11 protein-coding genes and 2 CRISPR repeat arrays are annotated in these 14,243 nt (G+C 41.9%); of the genes, 1 reads left to right on the forward strand and 10 read right to left on the reverse strand.

Features of this window, described 5'->3' with window-relative positions; translation table 11 throughout:
* Positions 1 to 149: 149 nt before the first annotated feature.
* Positions 150 to 457: direct repeats of the CRISPR family, unit length 32 nt; unit sequence CTTTCAATCCACGCATCCGCGTAGGATGCGAC.
* Positions 458 to 698: 241 nt separating this feature from the next.
* The 9 genes from cas2 to KJS52_RS26540 all read right to left on the reverse strand — a co-directional run bounded on the left by cas2 (position 699) and on the right by KJS52_RS26540 (position 12,631).
* Complete coding sequence (cas2, locus tag KJS52_RS26500; protein WP_213520574.1) at positions 699 to 989, reverse strand: CRISPR-associated endonuclease Cas2; 291 nt, start codon at positions 987 to 989, stop codon at positions 699 to 701.
* A 9-nt stretch (positions 990 to 998) separates the two neighbouring features.
* Positions 999 to 2,030, reverse strand: a complete 1,032-nt coding sequence (gene cas1c / locus KJS52_RS26505) for a type I-C CRISPR-associated endonuclease Cas1c (RefSeq protein WP_213520576.1) — start codon at positions 2,028 to 2,030, stop codon at positions 999 to 1,001.
* Positions 2,027 to 2,692 carry a CRISPR-associated protein Cas4 gene (gene cas4 / locus KJS52_RS26510; RefSeq protein WP_213520577.1) on the reverse strand — a complete coding sequence of 222 codons (666 nt, stop codon included), beginning with the start codon at positions 2,690 to 2,692 and terminating at the stop codon, positions 2,027 to 2,029. The genes cas1c and cas4 overlap by 4 nt, the downstream gene beginning before the upstream one ends.
* Positions 2,673 to 3,539: a type I-C CRISPR-associated protein Cas7/Csd2 gene (gene cas7c / locus KJS52_RS26515; protein ID WP_213520579.1), complete on the reverse strand. Its 867-nt coding sequence runs from the start codon at positions 3,537 to 3,539 to the stop codon at positions 2,673 to 2,675. The genes cas4 and cas7c overlap by 20 nt, the downstream gene beginning before the upstream one ends.
* Positions 3,540 to 3,580: 41 nt before the next feature.
* Positions 3,581 to 5,524 carry a type I-C CRISPR-associated protein Cas8c/Csd1 gene (gene cas8c / locus KJS52_RS26520; RefSeq protein ID WP_213520581.1) on the reverse strand — a complete coding sequence of 648 codons (1,944 nt, stop codon included), beginning with the start codon at positions 5,522 to 5,524 and terminating at the stop codon, positions 3,581 to 3,583.
* Positions 5,521 to 6,246 (reverse strand): type I-C CRISPR-associated protein Cas5c, encoded by a 726-nt coding sequence (gene cas5c, locus KJS52_RS26525; protein ID WP_213520583.1) that lies wholly within the window; start codon positions 6,244 to 6,246, stop codon positions 5,521 to 5,523. The genes cas8c and cas5c overlap by 4 nt, the downstream gene beginning before the upstream one ends.
* A gap of 336 nt (positions 6,247 to 6,582) precedes the next feature.
* Positions 6,583 to 7,005 carry a TIR domain-containing protein gene (locus KJS52_RS26530; protein WP_213520585.1) on the reverse strand — a complete coding sequence of 141 codons (423 nt, stop codon included), beginning with the start codon at positions 7,003 to 7,005 and terminating at the stop codon, positions 6,583 to 6,585.
* Between the two features lie 663 nt (positions 7,006 to 7,668).
* Positions 7,669 to 10,131, reverse strand: coding sequence for a CRISPR-associated helicase Cas3' (gene cas3, locus KJS52_RS26535; RefSeq protein ID WP_246563957.1), 2,463 nt, complete (start codon positions 10,129 to 10,131; stop codon positions 7,669 to 7,671).
* A gap of 886 nt (positions 10,132 to 11,017) precedes the next feature.
* Positions 11,018 to 11,388: a CRISPR direct-repeat array (repeat unit 32 nt; unit sequence CTTTCAATCCACGCATCCGCGTAGGATGCGAC).
* Between the two features lie 205 nt (positions 11,389 to 11,593).
* Positions 11,594 to 12,631 (reverse strand): alpha/beta hydrolase family protein, encoded by a 1,038-nt coding sequence (locus tag KJS52_RS26540; RefSeq protein ID WP_213520587.1) that lies wholly within the window; start codon positions 12,629 to 12,631, stop codon positions 11,594 to 11,596.
* Between the two features lie 294 nt (positions 12,632 to 12,925).
* Between KJS52_RS26540 and KJS52_RS26545 the strand changes: the two genes are divergently transcribed.
* Entirely contained in the window at positions 12,926 to 13,288 is a 363-nt protein-coding gene (locus tag KJS52_RS26545) for a c-type cytochrome (RefSeq protein ID WP_213520589.1), read from the forward strand.
* Positions 13,289 to 13,396: 108 nt separating this feature from the next.
* Here the strand turns inward: KJS52_RS26545 and srtB are convergent, their stop codons facing one another.
* Positions 13,397 to 14,164 carry a class B sortase gene (gene srtB / locus KJS52_RS26550; RefSeq protein WP_213520591.1) on the reverse strand — a complete coding sequence of 256 codons (768 nt, stop codon included), beginning with the start codon at positions 14,162 to 14,164 and terminating at the stop codon, positions 13,397 to 13,399.
* Positions 14,165 to 14,243 lie beyond the last annotated feature (79 nt).

Below are 14,243 nucleotides of genomic sequence, written 5' to 3' on the forward strand. Positions count from 1 at the left end.
TTAATCTTACGGCTTCTTCTTTAAATGCTTTGTCATATCTTTTCATTCGTGCTCAACTCCCTCGTCAGCTTTCATTCTATTTCATATGAGGGGGTTTTGCGACTGCATTTTTATCGTAGCACTCCAATCGGCTATCTCGTTCAGACGTACTTTCAATCCACGCATCCGCGTAGGATGCGACCTTATCAAGTGTACTTGTTCCTTCAAGAAGGGGAAGCTTTCAATCCACGCATCCGCGTAGGATGCGACCTTGGCCATAGATGTCATTTAAAAGTTCCAAATATGCACTTTCAATCCACGCATCCGCGTAGGATGCGACACTTTCGTACCAAACGACTGAAAGTAGACGAATCGTGCGCTTTCAATCCACGCATCCGCGTAGGATGCGACCGGACTATATTTTAGGAACTGTGTTCGAGGTTGAGCTTTCAATCCACGCATCCGCGTAGGATGCGACAGCCCACACATTTCGCCTTTATATAGCAAGCATTTGCAAGCGCTTTAGTGCGGATCGGTTTAAATGTACCATATTTCAGAGACAATTTCACCCTAAAATTGCCGAAAACCCTTATTTTATGCGGGGTGCGGATCTCCCAGGGTTTTTATGTGAGCTTCCGATCCGCACCAACCTGCAAGGCAAACAGGCTTTCAGCCACCATCTCAATTGGCGACTGAAAGCCTGGCGTCCTACAAAGAAGCTAAAAAATCAACGGTGAATCCAAATCTAATGATTTCTTAACCCCTATATGCTCGACTTTATTTTTATATTGATTACCAATCTGGTAAAAACGCAAGCTGTCTTTCTCAGGATCAATGATGTCAATGAGCTGATGCTTCAAACTCGCTAGCTGCGCAGCGTCTATATGACATTCAAACACTGAGTTCTGTACACGCTGACCATAGTTTTGACATAGCTTTGATACTCGACGCAGTCGTGTTTTTCCATCTCCCTCGATCAAGCTCACATCATACGTAATAAGTACAAGCAATCTATCCACCTACTTCCATAGAAACGGAGCGTACTCGTCCAAATCATTACGCAAATGTCTAGCGAGCAATTGAGCCTGTGCATGCGGCACTAATCCCCACGCTATTTTTTCTCCCAAGTATGGATGGGTGATCTTTTCCGCTTTCTTTGCTTGCCAAGCATTGAGAAATGTTCTTCTAGGTTCTTCCTTCAACAGTACTGCTCCGTTTTCTTTTACCCAAAAGTCATCTTTCGTAATGACCCGTTTATTAATTAGTGACAACACAAAGCGATCTGCATATATTCCCCGCAGTTCTTCAATCATATCTAACGCCAGCGAGATGCGCCCTGGACGGTCTCGATGCAAAAAACCTACATATGCGTCTAGACCAATCCCTTCCAGTGCAGCCGCCATATCCCTGGAGAGCAAGGAGTATGCTAATGAAAGCATCGCATTTACATTGTCCAGCGGCGGCCTGCGAGAGCGTCCATGAAATACGAAGTCTTGCTCCTGCTGTAAAATCATATCGTTAAACAGCCCAAAATAAATGGCCGCTGCCTGTCCTTCCAATCCTCTAAGCTGCTCCAGATCCTCACAATGGCGTACTTCCCTTATATAGCTCGATAGCTCGATTGAAGCTGCTTTAAAACGCTCTGCGTCAATTCGCAGCCCATGCTCTCGGGTCATCCTTTCAAGCATCCATTTATGATTATAAAGCTTGCCAACGATAAAATTACGCGCGATTTTGGCAGAACGCGTCTCACTGTCCGAAATGCGGTACTGTTCCTTGCGCAGCACCACATTTCCTTTGCTCTCACCGATGACTCTAGCCTGGAACCTGCCGCTGCTAGTAAAAAAGGACAATGCAATATTTCGATCCGCACAATACCCCATTAATGCTGGACTGGCTCCCGTATAACCAAATGTCACAATTGCTTCAATATTATGCAAAGGCACTCGGCCAACATTTTTTTCCTCTTTCCTTAATACAATATTTTCTCCATCAAGAGACAAATACATATCGGGCTGGGTGACATACAACGTATTCAGCAGTTTTTTCATTCAAAGATCACCCCGTCGATATAGCTTCTCACTGAGCGCTTTTGCATTAGCTGCGGCATACAAATATGCTGCAAGGAACAACTTTTACAATAAGCGCCTGTTTTAACTTTAGGCGTATGCCTGCGAACATAATAGCTGTACATTTCCTCAACGATCTCTTTTACCGCTTGCTTGCGCTCATAAGTTAGCGGAACTTCGATCCGATGCTTTATTTCATCATAATAAATGTATCCTGTATGCAGCTCACAGCATAGCATCTCCTCAAGGCACAGCGCTTGCGCAACCAATTGGACAATATCTTCATCCGACTTTTTCGGTTTGCCTCGTTTGTATTCAATCGGATAAGCTATATATTTGCCTTCGGCTGCAAAAATAGGAACGCCTTGCTCATCCTGTATAAATTCCACAACATCGCACTCGCCAGATAATTTTAGCTGATGAGAGACAACAGGCATCGCACGCACGACAAGCTTCTCTTTCCGCTTTTCTCTGACAAAGGGCTGATGCGCTTTCTCATGCACATGCTGTCCTTCAATCGTCTTTACGTTTTCCGCCCATTGCTGCTCGATATGGATAAGTGCCCACTGTCGCTTGCAAAACTGGAAATGCTGTATGCCTGAAAGCATTAAATATTCATCAATATTATCGGCCTTCAAGGACATCGACCTTTAACCCTTCGAACTCATACAATTCAATGCTAAAATCATCAAATGATTTTGGATCATCTTTTTTTGGTTTCACTTGTAAAGAGCGATGAACCTTAGCTGAAGAGTACTGACCAAGCTTGGAATTGTGCTCCCACCAATACAGTTTATGCACCTCCATGCTGCCTTCTGGGCGCGCTGATGATGCATCATTTTCAAACAACGATTGTAGAGCTTCTTTAATTTTCAATGCATCCTCATTTGAAAAGCCTGTTTTTTCAGCAAGCTGTGGGTTAATGCTGCCATAAAACACATACAAGCCATAATCGACCCGATGCTTCATCCCCATCGTATCTGAGCCACGCTCCTTGCCAGACTCAGAGTTTACGCTTTTTGTAATTTGCACGCTTGTAATATCAATAGGAGTAACGCTCGTTGCAGTATGAATAGACACTGGGCCGCGCACACCAACTGATACTCCCTCCGCATCGCCTGAGCCCTTTTTAAAAGCAAATACTTGTCCAAAGCTGCGCACATCAATCCATTGCTGACAAGCAAGCTCAGCAAATTGCTCTTTCGACGCTTTTTTATCCTTCAACAGCTTAGCGATTTCCTCGACCGCATCAACACGTGCACGAATACTATCATGTTCGTCATTTCGACGATCATTTGATTGGACAAGGATACTTTCTCCGGCATCCTGCAAGCGATTGCGAATTTTTCTTTTCAACGCAACATCAGACACCTCGCCCAAGCCATCATAATTTTGCCGCGGACGATTGCCGTTTAGCGGATCTCCATTAGGGTTAGCTTTCGTTGCTGAGAAAATAACTGCAAAATCCACCTTATGGTCTAGTACTGTCATCGTTTATTCTCCTCTCATTTTTACAATTTAGATACCCCATGTTACTCTGATGTCATTTCCAGCTCTTCCTGCTTATCATCGTCCTGCTTACTTCTTTGATACCATTCGTGGCGCTGGCTATAATAGCCGAGCAAATATTTGCCCGACAGTGGTTCATTATTAAACTTTTCATATGGAATACGTGAAGCAACCTCATCTATTGTCTTCGCAATATCTATTGCTTTAACACCTAATCTTGCTTGATATGGCTGCAAGCCGGCTTGTATCGTTTTCCATGTTCTTTCCGGATATCTTGCGAAAGAATTCATGTAACGAATAGCATTCGTTGCTCTTTTTTCATTTTGAGTCTTTAGAACTCTGCGCTCCAATATATCTGCTAGAGCCAGCAATCTGCCAAATAAATAATCTCGATCATTCTGATTCGGATCAAGTGCCACGTCATATCCCTCCGTTACTGATTTAATCAATGCACATGTAATGCTCAATGTTTTCTCCCATTCCCATTGCTCCATCGATTGAGGGCTGCTCGAACGTTGAATAGCACTTCGCTCAATATCAAGTGGAATTTTTCGCTTGTCAATCATACATGGAAGCATTCGTTCCATTAAGCCTTTAACAATTTTTTCATTTGCATTGGAACCGTAAGCTGCAAAAGCTATATCGCGTGTTGAAGGCGCACCGTAGAATGATACAAATTTGCCATCTTTATTTTTACGATAACGATGCAACCATGTACACTTGCTATGCCAGTCTTCGATTCTTTCAAAATACTTCTCCGCATCAAGATCGCGATAATAAAGCACTGCCATTCGACCTGTAGTCGCTGAATCAAGCAGCAATATATTAATGCGCGAGCTTGCCGAACCAAGGTCAGTCAGTAAACCATGAAGATAACCTCGCAGCGCCTTTTTAAATTGCTCCGCTACATCTTTATCCGTCGAAGCAACTTTAGCTGATGCTTGCTGCAGTTGCTCAGTGGGTAAAATATTTCCCCACATCATACTAAAGCTGTCTTCCGCAATATCAGGCACATTCGTTTTTTCATTGCCCCACACTAAAAATACTCGGTTATCAATAATTTTCGCTTGTCGATTTATGAGCCATTTCAAGGCGTTGTGCGCCTTTTGAGAAGCATCGTAGCTAATGCTTACTGCTTCATTACTTTCACTAAATCTTCCGCGAAATGTGAAGCCGCTCGTATCGTTGGCAGAAATCAGCTTCGCTTTATCTCCGGCATTTCTAATCTTATTGGCATGTCTCTCCGTACTCGGCTTTTTGTCGCCTGTTACGTAGCAATACGCATCATTGCCTAGCTTTTGCTCATAAAACTGAATAAAAGATGCAAACATTTCACTATCTTTCCAAACAGGTATAGCTACTTTTCCTGCTTCAACAACAGTGAAGCGGACAAATACACTTTCTTGTTCACCCGCTACTGCTGAAAAGATTTCTGGCTTGTCTGAATAAAGTGGTTTATATTTATCGTGCCATTTACTAATTAATTTGTTATGTTCATCAACTGCCAGTATTTTGTTATCAACCAAATCTCGTATTAAGCTCCCTTTGCTCACATAGCGATAAATGATTTTCACCTTTTCCGTCGCAAATGGCGACTCCGCCCATTCCTTTAATTGCTTTATGTACTCTTGATAATGAGTCGTTTGCTTTTTATCTGCAACATAATCATTGTAATCACCTGCAGTATAAATGAGCTTATCGTGCAGCGGATAAGGCGACACAACCGATCCGGCCCTGCTAGCAGAGTTCTCTGTACACGGAATTAACGTGCTTGTTTCATCCTTGCCTAAAACTCTGGCTCGAAAAAACTCCCCTGATTGATTAAGATCAACTTCAACTTGCGCATTTTGTGTCGTATGGGAAACTGGAAGCAATGTATATTCCTGGCCGTTATGCTTGACTTCAATGGTCCCAACCTGCTCACTATTTGCTTCATATGTTTTATGCAAATTCAATAGCCAGCTCATAACTCGCTTCCCTCCAACTCCTCTAGCAATTGCTCCGCAGATTGAATATTGGCGGCATCGAAATGCTTACTGCTTCGCTCTCCTATATGTTTAACCATCGTACATTGATCTGGTTGATCAAATTGGATGATGCCTTTCTTCATAACAGGTTTCCATAAACGTATGGATAGTTCACTCGTTCCTGTTTCATCAGGATAGTTGAAACCATGAAACATGGTGCCAAAATGAATTTCTCCCTCATAAAGATCATAAAAACCTTCACCTTCACCAAAAACACAAGGCTCCACATACCCTTGGCACTCGCGTGCACCGAGAAAAATATCTCTCCTTCCTCCTGCTTTCACGCATCGCTTCAAAATATTATGGTGCTTATGCTCATTGCGATCGAATTCCAGGTCTGGGCGGTTCATATTAAATTCAAAATGACATCTCACCTGGTAATGTACATCCTTCAAATATGTATAGTTAGCGAGTGTGTTTCCTCCACCATATTCAATTGGACGTATACCTTTTGATTCCATCTGAATCGGCTTCATGATGCGAATTTCGTCTATTACATACATAATAGTTGGTTTCCAATAAATGGACTCTACTATTCCTTTAATAGCTTGGTATGTTGGAATTTGATAAGAAAGCTTCTCTCCTCCCAGCTTTGTTAGCGGATCAGTGAACAAGGCATAGTTTCCATACACTTCAAATTCAACAGAGTTTCTGAATTTCATAGATTCACCTCCTGAAAATAGTAAGATGATTGTCTGATTTCTGTATTTTCGAAAACATTTCCTACACAAAATATTTTAATAGTCTTACTTCATGCTATAATAAATGCATGAGTGAGTTGCAAGGAGAGCAATTAACAAATAATCTATATTATTAAGTCCTTTCTAAAAAAGACTTTTGTTTGTTATAACTTTCTTTGAAAAGATAATTTGTACTCATCGACTACTACAGATAAATTTGTATCTATTAAAGTGGTTGTGAAGCTTCAGGAAAGATTATCTTAATTAGTTTGATGGAACGGGCAGAAATTTCTTAGGTTAATTACATAAAGAAGCAGTTTATACACCTACAGATTCAACTTTACTTACTATTCCCCTTAGTTTCTCAGTTATTTGATGCTCCAATAAATAAAAATCCCTCTTTGAATCAGTCTTATATTTAATTATAGCGCGATGCTGAATGTCGAACGGAAACCTTGAGTTTCTTATATCCGAACAAATCAATACAATAGACTTTTTATGTGCAATAGCAAAACCTAATTCTAACCAGACATTAGGATTATCTAAAGATATATCTGCTAAAACTACTTGAGCATTCTTAATAGCAGTCTCTATTTCAATAATTGGGATCACAACCGACGGATCTCTATCAACTCTATATGGAGTTAACCCCGCCGCATCTATAGATGGAACTAAACTATCCTCATATCGATTATCAAACGTACTCCCGTCAAAAGGCTGGATAACAAAACAGATTCCCATTAAATAACCTCCCATCATTTAAATTTAATCTATCATCTAAAAAATGAAATTTTTAACAATTGTTCCTATCGATTTCTAGTATATATCCAAATAATTCAAAAGTCAAATAAAATAATACTTTATGTGAATAAATGATATTATATGTGAATTAGATTATGTACAAATAGTTAGCAATGCCCGCCGAATTAGTTAGTGCCGAGCAAACCAGAAGAAGAGATTACCGGTAGCCCCATTTTTTAATGCAAGCGAACACCGCTGCAACTTATGCCTGAGCAAGTTCAATATTGGATATGCTGATGGCAATTAGAAGGTGAAATTTCAGTCAACGTACTGATCTCATCGGAAAACGAGGAATAGCCAAGTCTACACCATTATTTTCTGCATAAGACTATTTAAAAACTACATGTTGCCACGGCCCGTTTAAATGAAGTGATGTTATGGGCGAACTTCTTTTGACACTAACACGAGCTGGGCTAAAATTTAAACTAATTCTATGTTGAATAACTACTTGAAAATGCTATACTTATATAGTCGCCTTAGTACTAGGGTGCGGATTGAAAAACATATAGTATAATTTCGATTAAAAAAGAGTACACAATGAGCGTTATATCTCACTGTGTACTCTTTTTTAGATTAATTTTTTTCAATTCCGTATTCAATAAATCACCACCCTAAAAACTCCATTTCCCCTTCACCATCAAGAGCTAGTCCATACTGCTTAGAATACATATTATCTTTTAAAGCTAGCACTTTACCATCCAGCAAAGACACAATCCCTTGCTGTTGAATCAAGCTAGACAGCTCTTGCTTATAAATATTAATAGAGTATTGCTGAGCTTGCTTTAGCAGCTTGCTCAAATCAGCAATCTTTTGATTGCCATTTAGCATCGTTATTATTTCTTTTCCTTTTCCATAAGGAACAAGCACCGAAGTAGTAAGATCTGGAATGACATGAAAGCGCTCTGCCGCCGTTAAATGATTATGAGTCAGCATCAGTGGAGGCGGTGTTCCTTTTTCTGCTCTGTCCATAAAGGCCTTATAATATGGATTGCTATTTCCCATATCCAGCAACAAATTAACGATCGAGTGACCCGATGATTTAATCTCATAGTCCAACTCTTTATTCATATCTTGGTAAAACTGCTTAAAATATAACTCCATTGCTTCCTGCGAGTCTAAACTACCACCATAAACTTTTACATCTTGATCTATTTCCTTAATTATTCTCTCAGTAATTTGTGCACCAATTTTAATTTCTTTCAGCTTGTCCAGCTTTTCTTCTTTATGTCGAATTAAGTAAACATAGCGTGAACGATGTTCGCCATGCCGATTGCAACGTCCAGCAGCCTGCGCAATGGAATCAAGCCCTGCTAGTGAGCGAATTACCGTTTGAAAGCTGATGTTTACACCCGCTTCAATAAGCTGCGTACTGACACAGACGATTTTTTTCTTTGCTTTAAGTTTGCCGCGAATTATTCTTAGCATACTTCTGCGGTGTCGGGCACACATTGAGGTGCTCAGATGGTATACACAAGTCTCCTCATCAATGCTTTCCTTCAAGCTATTATAGAGCTTTTTCACAACAGCCTTTGTATTTAATATAACAAGCACACTATCAACCTGCTCTAATTGCTCATGCACCTTATCAGCTAGTTCTTCCGTTGTAAGCTCATGATCGATTTGCGGTACAAGTTCAACTCGTTTGAATGCATCTGCTACTTCCTGCAACTTATCTACCATTTCATTCTTATCTTGCATGATTAAAGGGTGCTTGACCGAATCAAGGGCTGGCTGCGTTGCTGTACAAAGCACAATCGTTGAATCACATGCTTGGTTTAAGAAATTAACAGCTCGATTAAATAATGAGACGCAATGAACAGGCACCTTCTGTGCTTCATCGAAAATAATGACTGATTTTGCAAGTTGATGAAGTCGCCTTATATTTTTTGTCCCTTTGCTATAATTGACGTTTAGAAACTGCACCATTGTTGTAAAAATAATTGGCGCATCCCAATTCTCCATTGCCAGCTTTGCTTTTTGAGAAGCACTCATAATGCCGTCTTCCATTTCATCGCCATCTTCCGACTCATCCTCAAGTAAGACATTGCAATGATGCTCCAGTACGGCTTCATGCTCTTTTAAAATGTTGCGAACCTCGGCAGCATTTTGCTCAATGATGTTCGTGTAAGGCACAATACAAATAATATGTTCTTTTCCGTATTCTAACGCATGCTTTAGCCCGTAACGCAAGCTTGCTAACGTTTTGCCTCCTCCAGTAGGAATGGACAACGTATAGACTTCAGATTGCTTCAAAGCAAAGATGTCACATTGTTCTGACAACTGTTTGCGTAAAAAATAAATTTGTTCGCTTTCACCTTGCTTTAATTCAAGTTGCTGCAAGTATGCTGTTAACTTATCGTAGTAACGCCGAAACTTAGCTTGGACATGCTCTCCTTGACTAAGCTGTTCTTCAATTGAAATTTTTTCTTCAAATGCCCTTGAATTGTGACGATCCGCTTCGATTAGTGCGCTAAATACATACTTTGTTAAAAACATAATATTGGCGTATGGCTGATTGTTATCGCTTTTTATAAACTGCTCCAGCTCTTTAACAGCTTGGAGCACATATTGCTCAAATTTCGGCTTACTCATTACTTTTTCAAAAAACATTTCGACCGTCAATTCGAAGTTCTTTATTTCTTTAACACTAACGCGATGTAAAAATCCTTTTTCGGGCTCTGGTGGATAGTAATCTTTAAGATAGGAATGGTGGGAGATAACTGCATTGCCTACGATTTCAGCTAGCAAATTGAAGAATTGAGCAGATGGCGACTGCATAGCTCGCTGATGATACATATGGAACAGCAGCTTGCCTCCAGCAGTAGAATGATCAACCTTCCTTCCCTGTGGCGGGTTATCTGGATCAAGCACAGCTTGCTTAATATATTCGGCAAACTCCTGAGTATACTTTCCAACATCATGCAACAATCCAGCTAGCCCTGTAACATGGGGAATACCAAGCTTTGACCCTATCTTTTCCGCGAGCCTCATAACCTCAAGTAAATGCTGCTCAACGGTTTGAATAATACCATCACTTTTTCTAATATGTGCGATTGATTCAATCATCGTTCTCATAATCATCCTTTCCATTCAATTTTAATTTCATAAACTTGCATGGAATGCAGATGTACAAAGCTACTTGAAAATGAGCTAAGTGATGTTTCTATTGCTTTAAGCATACGTCTCGGAAGCAACAAAATGTCCTCTTGTCAGTGTAATTACTAGACTGGCTTCACCCGCATCCGCTGGGAATGCGACATCCTTAAACTCATTCACCTTCCGATTAACTTTCAACCCACGCACTCGTATGGAGTGCGACCCATGTTCCGCTTGTTTTTCTTAGTAACGCAGCCGGAACTTTCAATCCACGCACGTAGAGTGCGACGCAGTTGTTCCGCAGACTCGATGTTATCCGAATTCTTTCAACCCACGCACTCGCGTAGAGTGCGACGTGGTCCAGACCCACTTGCAGCGTCAATGGCAAGACTTTCAATCCACGCATCTACGTAAGATGCGACGGGGAGGAAGCAGGTACTATGCCAAATTTTGATACTTTCAATCCACGCATCTACGTAAGATGCGACGCTCCCGCATTTTCCCCTCGCGCAGCAAGGCTTTGCAAACGCTTTAGTGCGGATCGGTTTAACTATACCATATTTCAGAGGCTTTTTCACCCTGAAATTTCCGAAATCCCTTATTTTATGCGGGGTGCGGATCTCCCGGGGTTTTTATGTGAGCTTCCGACCCGCACCACCTTGCAATACAAAAGGCTTTCAGCCGCCAATTTAGTTAGCGACCGAAAGCCGACTTTCTTTCTCTTATTGACAAGTTGAATCTATATCACGGGGATGCGACATTAGGGCGCAGCAAGTTACGGTTCTCCATTCAATCCATGCACTCATATAGAGTGCAATGTAACGATCAAGGGAATATAGATGACAGTACTGGAAATCTTTCAATCCACGCATCCGCGTAGGATGCGACGCACTTACAAGGTTGAAGGTTTAACCGCTACGACACTTTCAATCCACGCATCCGCATAGGATGCGACACCATTTCATTCGTGGAGCGCATGGTGCTTCGCGATCTTTCAATCCACGCATCCGCGTAGGATGCGACTGCAATTTCTGCAGGAGCATCACCAAAGGAGCTTACTTTCAATCCACGCATCCGCGTAGGATGCGACGCTCATATGCCCGTGGATAAGTGCAACGCAGCTTATCTTTCAATCCACGCATCCGCGTAGGATGCGACGATTGATGGCACTCCAAATGTGCAATATGGAGGGATTCTTTCAATCCACGCATCCGCGTAGGATGCGACAGCCCACACATTTCGTCCTTGCGCAGCAAGCATTTGCAAGCGTTTTAGTGCGGATCGGTTTAAATGTACCATATTTCAGGAGCAATTTCACCCTAAAATTGCTGAAAATCCTTATTTTATGCGTGTTGCGAACCTCCCAGGAATTTTATGTGCACTTGGGGTTCGCACCAGAGTATGCAGCAGCTTGAGCAACTGCACTCCTTCTTCAACCAAGATGCTGCGCAAGGTTCTCATACATCCACTGGAACGACCGTGCCCCACAGATTTCGTGTCCACCTTCATGGATATGATAAGCAAACTGTTCAGCATATCCCCCCGCCTCATAAGCTTGCTGCAAATATGCAATTGCCTGCTTGCTTGAAGCAATCGGAAAAATCCTGTCGAGCTCACCTGCTTCAATAAACAGTCCGCGCGGCGCAATAAGGCTTGCCAGTTCTGGCTGCTCGGACTCTAGCAGTAAGGATGGCAAGTAATTATCGATACAATGCGGTATTGCCAGTATACTGCCGATAAATGTGTTCATCCAGCCGCATAGCACCGTCGCCTTTAACCGCTCATCCAATGCCGCAGTATAAGCCGCAATTAAACCGCCGCCGGAAAAGCCGAATATTCCAAGTTGATCCGGCTGTACATCGCTACGGCTTTGCATATAATCAATCGCCCGCATCGCTTCATAAACTCGCATTCCTGCAAGTGTTCTGCCGTTTGCAAGCAGTTGGGCAGACAGTGTAGCGCATGAACTGTAATGTGTATTTTGCTCCAGCTCTTTAGCCATGCGACGCGCGCCAAAGCCCATAATTTCTGGAATAATGACCAGCATTCCTTTACGAACTAACTGAACTGCGAAGCGATTATGAATGCCTGGATCTTCAAGCAAATTACCGGACTTATCCATCCCGACTGCATCGTATTGACCGCCACTGCCATGTCCATGACAAGCAAGCACAGCTGGCCAAGGCCCTGCTCCAGCTGATTTAGGGATTAACACGATTACCGGGACTTGTACATGCTCCATTGTACGGTATGCAATCCGCTCCAAATAAAAATCTCCATAATCTCTGTGCTCAAGCCTCTGCGGCTCTAGCGGCGTATTCTGTTCAGGAAATGCTCCCAATGCCTTCTTCAAGGCTTCCATCAAGTGGAGACGTTGTTCAACAGAAGAGAGGCTGCTCAGCTTCTGTTCTCGTGCGGCAGCAGTTTGTTTATTTAATCCATCAATAAATGCATCCGTTGTCCAGTCCATTTGCTACAGCTCCTTTACTAGCCTTCGATATTGGTTAACGAAATGATTATTAATTGACAATTTGACGCTATAGTACAATTCCTTCTTCTTAAAACAATGGATTCCTGCATAATGTAAAATGAATATCTAAATTTTTCTAGGGAATCCTCGTTATAGAGGCTGACTCTTTCGGGCTATAGCCGCAGAACTTGGACCATTGTACAATGATCAAAAGAGCAAGTTTTGCAACTCAGTAAGATAACCGGATAAAAGTGTTTCATGAATCATAAAAGCTACACAGAAAGGAAGATAGTGATGTACAAATGGATTATGTTCACCTTATTTGGGCTGGCTGGCTTGCTAATTATTTTCCTGGTGGCGACAGGCTTGCCTGAAAAACAGGAGGTCGCGGAACAAGAGCCACAGTTTACTGTTCCGGAAATGGCAGTAGACGCTGAAGCTGCGGGACAAATCTTTCAAAGCCGCTGCATTTCCTGTCATGGTACGGATTTACAAGGGGGCGCAGGCCCTGCTCTTGCTACAGTCGGTTCAACATTAAGCAAAGAAAGAATCTATACCGTGATTAAGGAAGGGCGTGGCGGTATGCCTTCCTTCGAAAAGCAGCTAAGCGAGGATGAAATCTTAACGTTAACCACCTGGCTTTCTTCATTAAAGTAACAATCGACAAGTAACCAACCACCGATTAGCAGTCATCCAAAAAGAAAGGCGATCAAGCTAAAGATCTTATTAGGATCCCAGGTTGATCGCCTTATTTGGTTGAGCAGCTTACTCCACTCTTTTGGCGTGCACGATAAATCTCGCATCGCTTACTTCATAGGTACAAGTGACCAATGTCAGCAATTGATCATCCGTTGTAACCTCTACGTCCGCACTGTAAATGGAGCTGTCCACGATTTTGTTTAAATAATCGCTGTATTCCTGCTCGCTCTCAAATTCATACTTAAAAAATTGATTATCGGGAGGATAGACATAAACGGAAAAGATCTGCCATTTGGTTGGCTGCTCTAATGCATCAAACGTAATGAAGGCATGCTCCTTAAAATAGTCCTCTTTCTTATACTCGGACAGTTCGCCAAACATACTGCCATCCTTCATATGATGGCCATAGATGACGGTATGCGTCTCCTCAAGCACATTTTCATTCCGATAATCCATAAAAATCGCACCACGAGATGATTTTTGCTTCTCGATATTATGATTCAAATAATAATCATTGTCTGTGTGCTTGACGACTGGATAATCTACACTTGTGCCTGGAATGCTAATCCAGCCTACAATCTCGGCATTGACCTCAAGCAAGCTATCAAATCGCTCTTTATATTGCTGCATAAGGTGGGAGGAATTTTGTTCTGTGCCGTTTGTTGTAGACTGCTCAGCCTGCTTGACTTGAGAAGCCTCTGCATACTGCTGCTGCATGCGATCATTAATTTTACTGCTGGTATACCCGTCATACAGATAAAGGGCAATGCTGACACCGCTATAAATAAATATGCCAGCAAATATGATGACCAATAGACGCTTCAAATTTTTCACATTTATGCAACCCCGATCAATTACCTTACGATTTATACTCCGTAATACTCTCTCTCTTTAATAAGGAATGCGTACATTC

Source organism: Paenibacillus montaniterrae, from assembly GCF_018403185.1.
Classification (GTDB): Bacteria; Bacillota; Bacilli; order Paenibacillales; family Paenibacillaceae; genus Pristimantibacillus; species Pristimantibacillus montaniterrae.

Bases quoted from the DNA above. Each gene is read 5' to 3' on its own strand.
- cas8c (WP_213520581.1), bottom strand. From the start codon at position 5,524: ATGAGCTGGCTATTGAATTTGCATAAAACATATGAAGCAAATAGTGAG.
- KJS52_RS26545 (WP_213520589.1), top strand. From the start codon at position 12,926: ATGTACAAATGGATTATGTTCACCTTATTTGGGCTGGCTGGCTTGCTA.
- cas1c (WP_213520576.1), bottom strand. From the start codon at position 2,030: ATGAAAAAACTGCTGAATACGTTGTATGTCACCCAGCCCGATATGTAT.
- cas7c (WP_213520579.1), bottom strand. From the start codon at position 3,539: ATGACAGTACTAGACCATAAGGTGGATTTTGCAGTTATTTTCTCAGCA.
- KJS52_RS26530 (WP_213520585.1), bottom strand. From the start codon at position 7,005: ATGGGAATCTGTTTTGTTATCCAGCCTTTTGACGGGAGTACGTTTGAT.
- cas3 (WP_246563957.1), bottom strand. From the start codon at position 10,131: ATGATTGAATCAATCGCACATATTAGAAAAAGTGATGGTATTATTCAA.
- KJS52_RS26540 (WP_213520587.1), bottom strand. From the start codon at position 12,631: ATGGACTGGACAACGGATGCATTTATTGATGGATTAAATAAACAAACT.
- cas4 (WP_213520577.1), bottom strand. From the start codon at position 2,692: ATGTCCTTGAAGGCCGATAATATTGATGAATATTTAATGCTTTCAGGC.
- cas5c (WP_213520583.1), bottom strand. From the start codon at position 6,246: ATGAAATTCAGAAACTCTGTTGAATTTGAAGTGTATGGAAACTATGCC.